This window comes from Ihubacter sp. rT4E-8 (assembly GCF_049852125.1).
In the GTDB taxonomy this organism is placed as follows: domain Bacteria; phylum Bacillota; class Clostridia; order Peptostreptococcales; family Anaerovoracaceae; genus Senimuribacter.
The window spans coordinates 1,456,480-1,470,938 of sequence record NZ_CP187532.1 but is presented as its reverse complement, the minus strand read 5'-3'; the positions used below and the strand labels follow the sequence as shown (position 1 = coordinate 1,470,938).

Below are 14,459 nucleotides of genomic sequence, written 5' to 3'. Positions count from 1 at the left end.
TCTATATTCTACAAAAAAGCCCTTCTTCCTTTATTTTTTACAAAAAATTTTCAATCACACTTATTTCCAGCCCTTTGGAACAAAGAGATCGGAATAAAGGTTCAAAGCATATCTGTCAGTCATGCCCGCTATATAATCCTTACATGCCATATGTATTCCATCTTCCTCACAGATACGCTTATGGTCTTCTGGAAGCTTTTCGGGATTTTTCAGGAAATAGTCATAAAGAGAGCTGATAACTACCTCTACCTTTGCCAGATCTTCCTCTTTCTTTACTTTCTGGCTCCGATATACATTTTCAAACATAAAGCTCCGCAAAGACTGCAGCATGGCCCCGTTTTCTTCATCCATGGATACAAAATCCTTTCCGTCGCTAAAGGAAACTACATTAGAAACCATGTGATCAATCCGTTCCCGGTGTCCTGCTCCGAATAAGGTGATCGCATCCTTCGGCAGATCGGAAATAGCAATGACGCCGCTTCGTATAGCATCGTCAATATCATGATTGATATAGGCGATGCGGTCGCTAATTTTAACAATCTGTCCTTCTAAGGTGGCTGCCGGTAAGCTTCCTGTATGATTGAGAATGCCGTCCTTCACCTCAAAGGTAAGATTCATCCCTCTGCGTTTTGAAGTCGATTCCAGAACCTCTACAACTCTCAGGCTTTGCTCATTATGATGAAACCCGCCGGGATAAATCTGATCCAGGATCATTTCTCCGTTATGCCCAAAAGGCGTATGGCCAAGATCATGTCCCATAGCGATCGCTTCGGTTAAATCTTCATTAAGTCCCAAGCTGCGCGCAATAGTCCTGGCCACCTGAGACACTTCCAACGTATGAGTAAGGCGAGTTCTATAATGGTCTCCTTCCGGTGATAAAAAGACCTGTGTCTTATGCATCAGACGCCGAAAAGCTTTTGAATGGATAATCCTGTCCCTGTCGCGCTGGTATTCCGTTCTGAAGCGACAAGGCTCCTCATAAAGGTTTCTGCCCTTTGATCTGGCGGAACGAGCCGCGCCTGCAGCCAATAGTTCTTCTCTCTTTTCCAAATCCTCACGGTATAACATAATTAAACTCCTGTATGTCCAAATCCGCCTTCGCCACGGCTGGTACTGCTAAGCGCGTCAGTCAATTCCAACTGTGCCTGCTCATATTTCGCGATTACCACCTGCGCAATACGGTCTCCATTTTCTACTACAAATGATTTCTCTCCCCAGTTGATCAGAGGTACTTTTACTTCTCCTCTATAATCACTATCGATTGTGCCCACGCCGTTCACCAGACCGACGCCATATTTTACGGCAAGACCGCTTCTGGCTCTGACCTGCGCTTCATACCCTTCAGGTATTTCCAAATAAATGCCCGTAGGTATCAGCGCTCTCTCACCTGACTTTAAAGTTACAGGTTCACTAAGATACGCCGATAGGTCAAACCCTGCAGAGCCTGGTGTTTCGTACTTCGGGAGAGCGCCTGCTTTGCTAATAACCTTAATCCTTACATCATATTTGTCTCTCATAATTCTGACCGGCCTTTCATAATTCTGGAAAGATTAAAACGATCTTTGGTTGCCACCGCAGCTGAGTACTTTGTAAGATCGCAAATCAACTTGCTTACCGAGCGAATGTCTTCAAGTGTAACAGCGTCAAATCCATTAATCACTTCTTCCTCAGACTGAATATGTCCCAAAAGAAGCGTATTTTTTCCGTTTTTGAACATTCTTCCCGCCACATTCTCCTGCCCGAAGATATAGGACGCCTTCAACTGTTCTCTGGATGCATTCAGTTCTTCCTCTGTAATTCCATTCTGCTCTAAAGCTTCCAGCTCGTCACGAATCGCACGAATCGCATCCTTTACCTTATCATGACTTACGCCTGCATAGATACTATAATAACCGTCGTCTCTAAAAGCCCCAGCCATGGAATATACGGAATATGCCAGTCCCTTTTCTTCTCGGATATTTTGAAACAGCCGCGAACTCATGCTTCCGCCCATTACATTATTGAGTATAGAAAAAGCAAAATAACGCGGATCATCTATAGCTAACCCTTTTGTAGCAAGACAAATATGAGACTGTTCAATATCCTTTACGATAACCTTACTGGCAGGTGTATACGCCGCACTTTCGGTCTTCTTTGCCGGTTTTGAGGCTCGTCTGTTCAACAATTTCTGATCAAAGTAAGCGCAGACATCATCGACATCAAAGCTGCCAGCAACTGATATGACCATACTGTCTCTTGTATATTCTCTATCTAAGTAATCTGCCATTACGTTGCGGCTGATTCGTTTCAAACTGGTTGGCGTGCCGATGATCGACTTACCCAAAGGCGTTCCCTTAAACAACAAAGATGTTACTGTCTCATGCGCCAACTCGTCGGGAGTATCCAGTGTCATTTTAATTTCTTCACAGATAACCTGCCGTTCCTTATTCATCTCCTGACGATCCAGTAAAGAATTTTCCAACATATCGCAAATTACATCAGCCGCCTTCTTATAGTTACTGCTGATTGATTTCACATAATAGCACGTGGCCTCTTTCCCTGTAAAAGCATTAACCTGTCCGCCAATTTTATCGATGTCACCAGCAATTTGCCGCGCGCTTCTGTTTTTTGTACCTTTAAACATCATATGCTCAATAAAATGTGAAATACCTGCATACTCTCTATCTTCATCTGTTGCTCCGGCCCGAACCCAGATACCGATAGCAGTGGACTTTACATAAGGAATCTGCTCCATGACAATGGTAACGCCTGAGTTCAATTTTCTCGTAATAACCATATATTTTAATAGCCTCCTATTCTTTCTTTTTGGACCAATACAGCAGCGCCGCAAGTATTACGGCGATAATAGATAAAGTGATATTTTCTGCTGTCTTTCCAAATTGATTACCCAGAAATCCTGTAAATAAAACAATTCCGCCAAAGATTGCTAAAACTACGACCAAAAGCAGCAGCCAGACCATCTTTGCCGACTTAGACGGTTCTTCTCCCTGTCCTTCCTTCTGTGTTTTTTCTTTTTCCTGTTTCATGAATCGTCCTCCTGTTTTGGTTGTTATAGAAGCTATTGTAACACAAAAAGGCCGCGATTCATATACTAATCACGAAAGATTATCAAGCCTACAAGGAGGTAAAAATATGAGTTGCTTTGGAAATAGAGTAACAACTGACGTCTATCAAAACTGCTGTAACGCTAACTGTCTATGTGAATTTGACGGCGACATGCGCAGTGTTGTCACAGCGCCTATCTATGTACAGCAGGTCTTCGATGCCGTCAGATTCAATCTACAGGGTATGAAAACCTTTAATGATCAGGCCTTCCGTCCATGCATTCCGCCAGGACACAGAATCAAGAGAGTGGTTGATATCAGATGCAGACGATTCTTCAACCCGGATAATGTGGAAGATCCTCGAAACCTGACGCTGGATGTTGACACTGCCATCTCCGGCGCATCCTTCCTCATGGACGGTAAAGGCAATGAACTGCGTGTCGTTGGAGCTGACGGTACATATTCAGAAAGAATCATGTACGCAGAAACTTCCGATTGTGATGATAAATGCAAAGGTACTCCGGTATTTGGAACACAAAGTGTTTCCGTTTCCGGTGACGTCTGCATCGAATTGGATTTGCTGTTATGCGACAGCTGCAACAATGAAGTGATCTTCACTGTATGTACAGATGTAAACATCGCACAGCCTTGTCAGCCAATGGTACTGACCAACTTCTTTGAAATTTGCATGCCGTCAGCCATAGACGCTGCCTTTATGCCTAGATTTACAGAATTCTGTAATTCGGCCTGCGAAGCTCGCTTAGCGACTAACAATTGTGGCAGAGACCTTGCCATTGATTGTGACGGAAAGGTAAGCGGAAATCTGATTGTAGCTATTTGCCTAACCTGTGAAAAGAAAATTGTTGTTCCAGTACAGCTATGTGTTCTTTCTACTGGATACGTTCAGGCGCCTTTACAGCAGAACGCCATTTGCAGCACCTTCCCTAGTCTGTTCCCATCCGTTATACAGGACTGTGATTCCAATGAATGCTGCGAAAACGGCTGCAAATGCGAATGTGAATGCGAGCCTGTATGTGAAGATCCTTGCGAAAGCGATTGTACCCCACCGAAACGACCTCAGCCAAGAAGATAAGTTTAACTGCAAAGGCCGCCCCCGAAACAAGGAGCGGCCTTTTACCTATTTATAAATTTTTTAGAAAGAACGCTGTAATTTCCGCAATCAGCTGATCCTTCGTTTTAGACGATTTAAAACCCATTTCGCAGCCGTGAGGGCTCTTCACTGACGTTATCCTTGTAATATGAACATCCTTATAGTTTTCCGCACATTCTATAGAGGTTTCCGGTAATACTACATAATCCTCTGTGTTATATATGACAAACACCGGATGAGGAAATTTACCTGCTGTTTGTGATGGAATATAATCTTCGACTGAGAGGAAAAAATCCGGCGTCAAAATCACCTTCTGATGAATAACGCTTCCATCTCTTTCAGCCTTGGATTTCATCCTGTTCCAATTTTTCTGTCCACCCATATAATACTGCAGAGCGTCTTGATTTCCCGCCGGCGCTACCAGCGCCAACGCCTGATAATCATATCCTCCATATCCTTCATTGGCCATAGCCATAGCAACACGACCCCCCAGGCTTCTCCCGTACAAGCCGATTCTGTCTATATCTATATTGTAATGCGCCGCCATATAATCAATACAATCTATCTGATCGCTGATCATAGTATTTACAGTATATTGATTCATCTGTATCCGTCCTTCAGCATCTCTGCAGCGGGCAAAATCCATACGTATCGTCGCTATGCCGTTCTTTGCCAGATTCTCTGCCAAATAGTTTCCTCCCGCGCTGTCCATAGACCCACGGAAGCCATGGCTCAACGAAACAAGCGGCAGCCTTTTCTCTTGATAATTTGCCGGAATCATGATTTGCGCCCGTGTATATAATCCGCCGTCGTTTTCTATGACAATATCCTCAGTGAGAATCTCTGTTTCTTCTGCGTCTAAGATCAAGACAGCGATACTCAATAAGCAGACGCAAACTATAGTATACAAAGCTCCTCGTTTCATCGGAACACTTCCAGAATATGCTTAATCGAATACTTCGCGTTTTCCAGAAAAGCAGCTTTAGGTTGATCTTCACCTCGCCGGTCAGACCAAAACCGTTTTTCAAATTCCATCGTAATCTGTTCACGGCTTAACCCGCGGTCATAAAGTTGAAGGATAAAATCTCTTTCTTCCTCCGCATATCTTCGATAAAGATCGAAGTAAAACGGTGTTGCTCCTTCCGGCAGTAAGCCTGAATGAGGCACTACCAGCTGTTTAGCCCCATACGCTTTACATTTATCAGCAGCATTTAGAGTATCCTGAAAATCCTTCAAAATGGCCGTGGTAATTTCTGGTGGAAAGCGCATGACGCCTGTACTCTCACTAGTAAACATCAAGCTTTCCGGTTCTAATACATATGCCAAAGAACAATCAGTATGGCCCTTGGTTTCCAGCACATGGATATACATATCCCCTCCCAGAGAAATATGATCTCCGTCCTTTACTACGTGATCTACCCGCATCGGGTCGGTCAAAATATCCTCTTTAGATTCAGCATAATTATTTCTTGCCTCCTCTCCAAGGCGCTTCATAGTTTTCTTTGCGCCCTGACTTTCAAATACCTCCCTTGCCTTCGCAGCGCCGTACACCTGAACGTCAGGCCACTGCAAAATCACATAAGGCAACGCGCCAATATGGTCATAATGGGTATGCGACAAAAGAACACAGTCCAGACCGGATCGGCCAAACTCCGACAGACACCCTTTAATATTATCGACCAAACCGTCATGACAATAGGCCATACCGGTGTCGTACAATGCCGTTTTCTCCGGCCCAAAGATCAGGATAGCTTCTCCACCTGCACCTGCCGTGACTCTACGGATGCCATCAGGAAAAGCATAACGATCGTAATCATCAAACAAAGCGCAAATTTCCTGGTCTGAAGGTATCTCCTGCTGTAGTGCAGATTCACCTTTTTTATTCTGCAGCAGCACTCTGAAAAAATGAATGATAATGCTCGCCATAATAGTCAATCCTATATATCCCTCCACAGGGTAAAGATACGCCACGATGGTCTTAAAGCCAGTCAGTCCGCACACAAATCCTATGGCTGCGCCTGCAATAAGTATGTATTTTTTCCTAGGACCGTTTTTTATCTTTGTCGAAAAACCATAATATGTACTAGTAGCGGCCGAATAAATCGCGGCGAACAGAATCACGCCGAAGATAAGATTCGCTACAGGTGATATCCTGCCGGAATACGCTAACATCGGCAGATCCATAGAATTTGAAAAAGCCATATCCTTACGCAGTCCGGTAATCAGCATAAAGGTCAGCGCCGCCAAAAGAAATCCGCCAAGTCCGGCGCCAAAAATTCCATGCCCTTTACTCTTTGCATTTACTGAGGAAGCGCCTACGATAGGAATCATCCCCAGCATGTTATATGAAACAAAGATAATCGATGACCATAGCCATGTAGACGCCATGGAACTGGCAGGAAATCCACTGGTTGCACCGCTCTGTTCAATATCAGAGCAGATAACTATCATGCATACGGCCATATCCACAATGAACAAGGCCGGTACGATGAGCCTGAATACCTTCGAGATTCGTTCAAAATCTCCCAGTACAGTAATGATTACCAAAACAACGATGATAATACCGCCTACCGCCTGCGGCAATCCAAACTGCTGAGCCAGAAAAGACCCTCCTGCTGCTGACATAGATATAATAATAGTATAGAGAATTGCGGCCATGAAATAGCCTATTGCGGCCGTCAACTTTGGATGATCCACAAAAACAATAATACGTCCCATGTCATCTGTATGCAAGGTTCTGGCAATATAGCTTACCATCATGCCTATTGTCATAAACAGAAAGCCAGCAATAGCAAGGCCCATGTATCCATTCATGCCGAACACACCGAAAAACTGCCAGCCTTCTCTGCCGGATGCGAAACCCGCGCCCATAAGCGTGCCCACATATAGCGCGGCTACATGAAAGCAATTGAGCTTTTTCATTCATTCTCCCCCTTTATCGTTTTTTCCTGCGCAGCAGCTCTGCTATCAATTACTTCTCCATAAGTAAAAAATGCAAGTCCTATCCAGATCACGACAAAGGCGCTGAACTGAATAACGTCAAAAGGCTCTCTAAAAAGGAATATGCCTAAAACCAATGAAATGGACGGCGATATGTACTCTGTAAGGCCTACCGTAATTAAAGGCAGTTTATTGGCTGCAAAGGAGAACAGACCCATAGGTACTGCTGTAGCAATACCCGCGAACATCAACAAGAAAAATTTGAAACCGCCTCCGGTAACCAATGCTCCCATTCCTGAGGTTTCGTAATATAGTATGAATCCCAGAGCCGCCGGAACTAAAAACATGGTCTCATAAAGCAACGACTGCAGCGGGCTTAAATCTACACTTTTCTTTACCGCGGCGTAAACCGCGAAGGACAGTCCTAAACCTACAGCAATCAAAGGGATTTGCTTATACCCGATGATCATAACCAACAGTCCGCAGAGAGCCAGCAGCATTGAAAGCTTTTTCCATCCATTAACTCGTTCCTTATAAACGACGATGCCAAAGATACAGACAACTAAGGGTTCTAAAAAATAACCCATACTGCATTGAATCAGATGACCAGCATTTACTGCCCAGATATAGATGCTCCAGTTAATGGTGATAATAATACCCGCTACGAAATAAAGCAGCATCAACTTTTTATTTTCAATCAACGGCGCAAATACCGCGCGTAAGCTGCGCTCTTTGCATAGACTGGCAAGAAAACAAACCAACGGCATAAGCGCAACTCTATAGAATATGATAACGCCGGAGTCGATAGGCTTCAGCGCGTTCCAATAAATCGGCAGAAAACCCCATACCACCGCACAACCAATGGCACAGCTTAGCCCGATTCGATAGTTCTTTCTTTCCATATATTTTTCCATCCCTAATTTGAAATTTTTTCTTTCACTAACATATCATTTTATCATTTGATATGAAAAATGACAAGAGAAAGTAATATTCCAATCGCGGCAAATGCACGAAAATCTATGCAAAAAGCTGCTCCTGATGTATAGAAGCAGCCCTCTCGTTAGAAAAATATATTATTTATTATCCCGCCGTTCCCTGATAGAAAGAACCAAACATATTGCTACATAAATTCCTGCCAACGGAATCGTCAAAGTACACAGAAATCCATATAAAGTCAGATAATGCATGGCAAACATATTAATTACCATGGTTATGCCGGCCGCTACAAAAAAAGCCTGTTTATTAAAACCATTAATGATTGCAGTGACCAATACGGCAATCGCCAAAAAAGGCGGTAAAAACATCAGAAACCATCTCATAATCAATTACCTGCAAAGTCAGCTTTCATAGCCTGAACCTTTTCATCCTCGCTGAATATCTTCGCGATTTGCAGGCCTATAATCTTCGCGCCATCCACAAGCGCCTGATATGCCCGATCTGACTTCATAGCTTCCGCGAATCCTCTTGTGTGAATCGGCGTATCAAAATCAGTCACCTGAAGGCAGGGATGAAACGCCGGACATGCGTAACTAACATTACCCGCGTCAGAAGATCCGAAAAGCTTGTCCGGGTCGCCATTGACCTCAATACCTAATTCGCTGTAAATTTCTTCAAGAGCCGCGACCCCGGTAGCATTCGGTTTCATATCAAAATAAATTTCAGAAGTCGGATGCACCTCCCATGTAGCATGTGTCGCAAGAGCGCCAGCCTGCGCGCAATCAGCAACCCAATCCAGAAGCTTCATCAGATAATCCCGATTCAACGCTCTGGTCCAAACCTCCGCATCTACTCTTTCCGGGACAATCCCCGGCGCTTCACCGCCATGCTGAATAATCCCATGGAACTGCGCGTCCTGATGCGTATGCTGGCGCATCATATCGATGCCATGAAACATCAGCTGCGCGGCATTGTAAGCGTTAACGCCGTCCCACGGCGCTGCAGACGCGTGCGCTGCCTTTCCATGAAAGGTATACATATTGCATGCCAGACATTGTAATTTCGGAGCCAGCAGATTAGAATTATAGAGATGCACCATAATAGCCATATCATACGCATCAAAAACGCCGTCCTTCACCATCTGACATTTTGCTCCTGCCGTTTCCTCCACCGGTGTACCTACCACGTGAATATCAGCGTTTAACACATCCTGCAGATCTTTCGTCGCTAGTCCGGCTAATACGCTGATAGCGCCGGAAAGACAATGCCCGCAAGCATGACCGATCTCAGGCAATGCATCATATTCTGTCAGAATTGCGATCTTATATTTATGATCATTCGCTCCGTAGATTCCTCTAAACGCAGTTTCCATTCCATCAAAAGGATATTCCACATCATAGCCGTGATCCCGCAGAGTTTCTACCAGCCTCTTAGAAGTTTCATATTCCTCACCTGAAACCTCCGGGTGATCTGCTATCCAATTGTTAAGATCAATCATTTCCTCCCGATGCTTTTCAATTGCAGCAAAGATCTCATCCTTTAATTGATTGTATTGCATCCTATCATCTCCTTTGAAAAAAATGGCATATCGCAAGCAATATGCCATTTCTGTAATTTAGATATGCCAGTTTTAGAATGGTCCTAAGTTCATAGCCTGTGCAACGACTACAAAGATCGCGCCCAGGAGATACTGTAATCCGATTAACGGCAAAATCCACTTCGCCCATTTTGCCCAAGGAACCTTTGCAATAGCAAGACCTGCCATAAAGTATCCGGAGGTCGGTGTAAAGATGTTGGAAATACCATCACCTAACTGGAACGCGATACAAGCAGTCTGTCTTGAAACGCCAACCAAATCTCCCAGAGGAGCCATGATAGGAATAGATACAGCCGCCTGTCCGGAGCCTGACGGAACCAGGAAGTTTAACAGACACTGGAAGATATACATACCTACGGCAGATACCATTGACGGAAGCTTTGACAGACCTTCCGCCGCAGCGTGGAGAATTGTGTGAAGAATCTGTCCGTCAGTCATAACGACCAGAATACCTCTTGCAAAACCTACAACCAGCGCGCCGGATGCGATATCAGCCATGCCTCTGCCTAATACGGTAGCATAGTTATTGAATCCCATTCTCGCGATAATAGCTACGATGAATGACATCCCCAGGAACAGCGCCGCGATTTCATCCATGTACCAGCCTAATTTAATAACACATACGACCAGAATAATAATAGCGGCTACGAACACCAACAGAATCGCTTTTTCCTTGCCGCCAAAAGCAGGAAGATCCTCCAAATCTACAGTATCTTCTCTGGTCTTATCGAATTCATGCATAGATGACAGTTCCGGATTCTTCTTGATCTTCAATGCGTAACGCATTACAAATGCAATTGCCAGAAGAACAAACGCTACGTACATTACAATTCTGAATCCCATAGCGGAAAGCGGCGGAAGTCCTGCTATTCCCTGCGCAACCTGCAGAGTAAACGGATTGATAAACGCACCGGCAAATCCAGCGCCTGCGCCGCAAAATACGATAGCAGCTCCTGTCATCGAGTCATAGCCCATGGCCACACATAGCGAAACGAAAATCGGAATAAAAGGAATCGTTTCCTCTGCCATACCGAAAACAGAACCGCAGATGGAAAACAGCAGCATAACAATTGGAATAATAACGATAGATTTGTTTTTCAAAGCCTTGATCAACCGTCCCATGCCAGCCTCAATTGCTCTTGTCTCCTGCACCACTGTCATCGTTCCTCCAACGATGAAGATGAAGAAGATGATCTGTGCAGATTCCTGCAAGCCTCTAGGTACAGCCGTTAAAAACTGCAGAAGCGTAACCGGAGTTGGATCCACATTGTGGAAGGACTCTGAATTAACAACTTCACGTTCAGCCCCGTTTGACATCGTGATCGTCTCCATGTCATACGTACCTGCCGGTACAATGTAAGTTAATACACTGCAAATCAAAATGATTCCTAACAGCAGGATATAAACGTGAGGCACAGCAAATTTCTTTTTCTTTTCCATAAAATTGCCTCCTTATAAATTAAAATGAATAAATATAGATTGAGTCCACTATTGGAAACTCTACTTCACAATCTTATCACACAACATATAGCTTTTCAACACTTTCGAGATAATTTTTTCACATTTACATTTATATTACTTTTCTTTTGCTAAAAGCGCCTGCTATGATCAGCAAGCGCTTTACTTTTCTATATCTATTTATAACTGATAAATCTACCCAATCTGCCATCTACAGTTTTCTTGTGATCCATAGCCATATTTCCGCCGATAAATACATATTCGATTCCCTCCGGCTGAATATGAAGATCAGAGAACGTTGCGCCGTCAATCACCGTATCAGGATTAAACACTGTGATATCCGCGTCACATCCGATTTCAATTCTGCCTTTATCAGAAAGCTCCAATCTTCTTGCCGGTTCCAGTGTCATCTTTCGTATCGCGTCGATCAGAGGCAGCGCTTTATCCTCTCGAACGTATTTTCCCAACACTCTCGGGAAAGTTCCCGCTGCCCGTGGATGTCCGTTACCGTTATTGATGATAGCGTCGCTGGCTACCATGCCGTTTTTGTTGGCGATTGCAGAGGCAATTTCTTCCTCGTTCATCACAAAAGCGACTGCAAGCATATCAGGATATTCTTCTCTAACCTTTACAAAGGTCTCCCGGTCGCACCGCACATCCTTATATGGTTCATCGGTAAGAAGAATGTCGCTGTAATCCTTATGCCAGCCTTCAATACAACCGTCCTCAAATACAGCAGATCCCATATAGGTGGAAAATGCGTTGTATGGATAAGTGTCATAATCCAACCGAGGATTTTTTTCCATGGCATGATTGATCGCCGCAAGCGATTCATCCATCAGTCCCATTGCAGAGCAGCTGGACAGATGGGAAATCTGAAACTTCATAGGAATTCTATCCGCAATTTCAATCATCTCCATAATAGAATCAATATTTGTCAGGCAGTCCTCACGATAATGGGCCGCCGCGAGCAAATGAGGATCATCGCTGACGGTCAACGCATCCAGCATTTCCTCCAAAGTAATCCCAGGATCGTATTCAATACCGAAAGAAATCCCATAAGCGCCTTCTTCAAGCTCCTGCCTGAGCAGAGCTTTGATTGTTTCTCTCTGCTCCTTTGTCGCCGCATCGTATCTCTTGATTCCAAGCTTGTACCGCATTTGATTATAGCCTGCCAGCATGATGTAATTAACCGGACTTCCTCCAAGACGTGTGAGAACAGCTTTAAATTCCGAAAGATCCTGTTTTTGAATCCCGCAGTTACCGCCTACCGCGGTGGTGACACCCATTTCCAGCATCATCTGCGCGATAACATAATGTTCCCCTTCCTCTTTGAAGTTTTCCTCATGCATATGGATGTCAATGAAGCCGGGAGAAACTACACACCCTGCAACATCAATTGTTTTAACTGCTTCAGGCGTCTCTGACCCAATATAAGTAATCTTTCCATCCTGCACTCCAACATTGGCATATTTCATTTCTCCGGACTGAAAATCCGGATACTGTCCATTGATCAATAATAAGTCCATCATCTCTAAGCACCTCCCAGAATAATATGTATTATTACATCATTCTATCATCTAAAGCAAAAAATAACAAGAGGAAGAAAAATCCCCGGCGCTTTCAGCATCAGCCAAAAGACCGGGGATTTCATATGTTCCTGTTCAAAAATACCGGCGATTAAAACAGTCCTCCAAAGAGCCCTCCGCCTCGATTGTTATCATTATTTCCACAGAAAAGGAAATACAGTACAATAAGAAGAATCAGAATTCCCCATCCACTTCCCGCGTCATTATTGCAATTGTTTGGCGGCGGACAGCAGCAATCCGGTTTCGGTTCACAACAGTCACAGCAGTCATTCCTGAAATCACCCATAAAGAAACCTCCTGTTTTTTCTATTACTATATGCGCAGAAAGCTTCTTTGGTTACTCATTCACTGACCAGATCAGCGTATGTCATGATATATTCTTCTAACGGATATTCCACTGCCTGGGAAAAATCATAAATATATTCACTTCCATCCAGCTTTTCCAAGCGAGCGTTTACCAAAGAGTCTCTCACAGACATGTTCTGCACATGATTTGTCGCCAGATTGCGGCATTCCACAATGCTGTCCTGAGAATACCATATCCTGAACCTGTTAAACTCATCCGCCAACTTTAAAATAGCGTTCTCCTCACCCTTGCCTGCTGCTTCCGAAAGTCCGATCAGCGCCCTTTTGATATTCTCCAAAAGATTATATACATCGATCTGATCTCCCGGTACGCTTTCTAGTAAATCATAGAAGTAGCTTTCGCATAACTCTGCAAACGTCTTCATATTAACCTCAGTCATCAGTTCATAAACAGCATCATCATCGACGGCGCTGTCACATTCAGCAAAGTCAGCAAAATTCTCAAAGTATTCAAACTGTTCGCCATTCTCAATATCCAGCAGCGCAAAAAGCTCGTCTCTATCCATAATATAATATCCTTCCTCCTGTATCTGTATCTTTCATAATCTGATTCGCTCTATAAATCTAAATTTTTAAATTTAATATTCAATTCATCCTCCTGTTGACCTAAAAGCGTCTGTATCATGTTGACGAAGTTTTCGGACAAATCGCTGGCGTAGAATATATTCTCCATCTGATCAGAGGACTTACCTTCGGCAAGCATATTTCTGCGCGATAATTCAATTTCCACCGCTGTTGCCACTTCCTTCGAAGAACTGATAATACGTATCTGCGGATAAAGTTTTTTGATATTAGACGCGATTAAAGGATAATGGGTACAACCTAAAACCAGCGTATTGATCTGATTATCACGTATAAAATCATCCAGATAATACTGTATGGTCAAGTCCATAATCGCATGATCAATGATACCTTCCTCAATCAATGGCACAAAAGCAGGACAGGCTTTTGCAAAAAGCTGAAGATCTGGACTTTCCTCTCTAATTCTCTCCTCGTATGCCCCCGAGCGAATCGTCACTTTTGTAGCGATGATGCCGATACGATCCTTCTGTGAACAAGACGCAGCCACGACTTTTGCCGTCGGGGAAATCACGCCGATAATCGGAATATGAGGATATGCCCTGCGTAAATCAGAAACACACGTAGCGCTCACCGTGTTGCAAGCAATAACGATCATTTTCACATCGTTTCTTACCAGGAAGTCGCCGATCTGCATTGTAAACTGGCGAATCGTATCCGGTGATTTGGAGCCATACGGCGTTCTTGCAGTATCTCCGAAAAAAATGATCCGCTCATCCGGCAACAGCTTCATAATATGTGGAATACTGGTCAATCCTCCCAGTCCTGAATCAAAAAAACCAATCGGTCTGTTATCCATCTATGTAATTCCTTTCAGATTTGTGTTATACTAATCATAT

At 43.9% G+C, this 14,459-nt stretch carries 15 protein-coding genes; 1 reads left to right on the top strand and 14 read right to left on the bottom strand.

Annotated elements, in window-relative coordinates; all coding sequences use genetic code 11:
• Positions 1-60: 60 nt before the first annotated feature.
• From ACPW7J_RS07305 to ACPW7J_RS07290, 4 genes are read right to left on the bottom strand one after another with little or no spacing between them, the layout of a single operon-like run.
• Positions 61-1,068 carry a deoxyguanosinetriphosphate triphosphohydrolase gene (locus tag ACPW7J_RS07305; protein WP_161873187.1) on the bottom strand — a complete coding sequence of 336 codons (1,008 nt, stop codon included), beginning with the start codon at positions 1,066-1,068 and terminating at the stop codon, positions 61-63.
• Positions 1,069-1,070: 2 nt separating this feature from the next.
• Positions 1,071-1,517: a dUTP diphosphatase gene (dut, locus tag ACPW7J_RS07300; RefSeq protein WP_161873188.1), complete on the bottom strand. Its 447-nt coding sequence runs from the start codon at positions 1,515-1,517 to the stop codon at positions 1,071-1,073.
• Positions 1,514-2,776, bottom strand: coding sequence for a M16 family metallopeptidase (locus ACPW7J_RS07295; RefSeq protein WP_425754837.1), 1,263 nt, complete (start codon positions 2,774-2,776; stop codon positions 1,514-1,516). The genes dut and ACPW7J_RS07295 overlap by 4 nt, the downstream gene beginning before the upstream one ends.
• A gap of 16 nt (positions 2,777-2,792) precedes the next feature.
• Positions 2,793-3,026 carry a hypothetical protein gene (locus ACPW7J_RS07290; protein WP_161873190.1) on the bottom strand — a complete coding sequence of 78 codons (234 nt, stop codon included), beginning with the start codon at positions 3,024-3,026 and terminating at the stop codon, positions 2,793-2,795.
• Positions 3,027-3,132: 106 nt separating this feature from the next.
• On the opposite strand from ACPW7J_RS07290, the gene ACPW7J_RS07285 reads away from it, so the two are divergent.
• Positions 3,133-4,137 (top strand): hypothetical protein, encoded by a 1,005-nt coding sequence (locus ACPW7J_RS07285; RefSeq protein WP_425754836.1) that lies wholly within the window; start codon positions 3,133-3,135, stop codon positions 4,135-4,137.
• A gap of 49 nt (positions 4,138-4,186) precedes the next feature.
• Here the strand turns inward: ACPW7J_RS07285 and ACPW7J_RS07280 are convergent, their stop codons facing one another.
• The 10 genes from ACPW7J_RS07280 to murI form a co-directional block, all read right to left on the bottom strand.
• Positions 4,187-5,080 (bottom strand): alpha/beta hydrolase family protein, encoded by an 894-nt coding sequence (locus ACPW7J_RS07280; protein WP_425754835.1) that lies wholly within the window; start codon positions 5,078-5,080, stop codon positions 4,187-4,189.
• A complete protein-coding gene (locus ACPW7J_RS07275) occupies positions 5,077-7,077 on the bottom strand; it encodes an MBL fold metallo-hydrolase (RefSeq protein WP_425754834.1) in 2,001 nt (666 codons plus the stop codon). The genes ACPW7J_RS07280 and ACPW7J_RS07275 overlap by 4 nt, the downstream gene beginning before the upstream one ends.
• Positions 7,074-7,997, bottom strand: coding sequence for an EamA family transporter RarD (gene rarD, locus ACPW7J_RS07270; RefSeq protein WP_425754833.1), 924 nt, complete (start codon positions 7,995-7,997; stop codon positions 7,074-7,076). The genes ACPW7J_RS07275 and rarD overlap by 4 nt, the downstream gene beginning before the upstream one ends.
• Before the next feature lie 171 nt (positions 7,998-8,168).
• Entirely contained in the window at positions 8,169-8,414 is a 246-nt protein-coding gene (locus tag ACPW7J_RS07265) for a hypothetical protein (RefSeq protein ID WP_161873195.1), read from the bottom strand.
• Positions 8,415-8,416: 2 nt separating this feature from the next.
• Positions 8,417-9,589: a M20 family metallopeptidase gene (locus ACPW7J_RS07260; protein ID WP_161873196.1), complete on the bottom strand. Its 1,173-nt coding sequence runs from the start codon at positions 9,587-9,589 to the stop codon at positions 8,417-8,419.
• Positions 9,590-9,661: 72 nt separating this feature from the next.
• Complete coding sequence (locus ACPW7J_RS07255; RefSeq protein WP_161873197.1) at positions 9,662-11,068, bottom strand: AbgT family transporter; 1,407 nt, start codon at positions 11,066-11,068, stop codon at positions 9,662-9,664.
• A 194-nt stretch (positions 11,069-11,262) separates the two neighbouring features.
• Positions 11,263-12,618: an amidohydrolase family protein gene (locus ACPW7J_RS07250; protein WP_425757482.1), complete on the bottom strand. Its 1,356-nt coding sequence runs from the start codon at positions 12,616-12,618 to the stop codon at positions 11,263-11,265.
• Positions 12,619-12,766: 148 nt separating this feature from the next.
• Entirely contained in the window at positions 12,767-12,961 is a 195-nt protein-coding gene (locus ACPW7J_RS07245; protein WP_161873199.1) for a hypothetical protein, read from the bottom strand.
• A 55-nt stretch (positions 12,962-13,016) separates the two neighbouring features.
• Positions 13,017-13,547: a hypothetical protein gene (locus ACPW7J_RS07240; RefSeq protein WP_161873200.1), complete on the bottom strand. Its 531-nt coding sequence runs from the start codon at positions 13,545-13,547 to the stop codon at positions 13,017-13,019.
• A gap of 50 nt (positions 13,548-13,597) precedes the next feature.
• On the bottom strand, positions 13,598-14,419 hold the full coding sequence (gene murI, locus ACPW7J_RS07235; protein ID WP_161873201.1) for a glutamate racemase: 822 nt from the start codon (positions 14,417-14,419) through the stop codon (positions 13,598-13,600).
• Positions 14,420-14,459 lie beyond the last annotated feature (40 nt).

Coding starts and splice junctions, on each gene's coding strand:
- ACPW7J_RS07260 (WP_161873196.1), bottom strand. CDS start 9,589: ATGCAATACAATCAATTAAAGGATGAGATCTTTGCTGCAATTGAAAAG.
- ACPW7J_RS07245 (WP_161873199.1), bottom strand. CDS start 12,961: ATGGGTGATTTCAGGAATGACTGCTGTGACTGTTGTGAACCGAAACCG.
- murI (WP_161873201.1), bottom strand. CDS start 14,419: ATGGATAACAGACCGATTGGTTTTTTTGATTCAGGACTGGGAGGATTG.
- dut (WP_161873188.1), bottom strand. CDS start 1,517: ATGAGAGACAAATATGATGTAAGGATTAAGGTTATTAGCAAAGCAGGC.
- rarD (WP_425754833.1), bottom strand. CDS start 7,997: ATGGAAAGAAAGAACTATCGAATCGGGCTAAGCTGTGCCATTGGTTGT.
- ACPW7J_RS07250 (WP_425757482.1), bottom strand. CDS start 12,618: ATGATGGACTTATTATTGATCAATGGACAGTATCCGGATTTTCAGTCC.
- ACPW7J_RS07265 (WP_161873195.1), bottom strand. CDS start 8,414: ATGAGATGGTTTCTGATGTTTTTACCGCCTTTTTTGGCGATTGCCGTA.
- ACPW7J_RS07290 (WP_161873190.1), bottom strand. CDS start 3,026: ATGAAACAGGAAAAAGAAAAAACACAGAAGGAAGGACAGGGAGAAGAA.
- ACPW7J_RS07275 (WP_425754834.1), bottom strand. CDS start 7,077: ATGAAAAAGCTCAATTGCTTTCATGTAGCCGCGCTATATGTGGGCACG.
- ACPW7J_RS07240 (WP_161873200.1), bottom strand. CDS start 13,547: ATGGATAGAGACGAGCTTTTTGCGCTGCTGGATATTGAGAATGGCGAA.
- ACPW7J_RS07285 (WP_425754836.1), top strand. CDS start 3,133: ATGAGTTGCTTTGGAAATAGAGTAACAACTGACGTCTATCAAAACTGC.
- ACPW7J_RS07255 (WP_161873197.1), bottom strand. CDS start 11,068: ATGGAAAAGAAAAAGAAATTTGCTGTGCCTCACGTTTATATCCTGCTG.
- ACPW7J_RS07295 (WP_425754837.1), bottom strand. CDS start 2,776: ATGGTTATTACGAGAAAATTGAACTCAGGCGTTACCATTGTCATGGAG.
- ACPW7J_RS07305 (WP_161873187.1), bottom strand. CDS start 1,068: ATGTTATACCGTGAGGATTTGGAAAAGAGAGAAGAACTATTGGCTGCA.
- ACPW7J_RS07280 (WP_425754835.1), bottom strand. CDS start 5,080: ATGAAACGAGGAGCTTTGTATACTATAGTTTGCGTCTGCTTATTGAGT.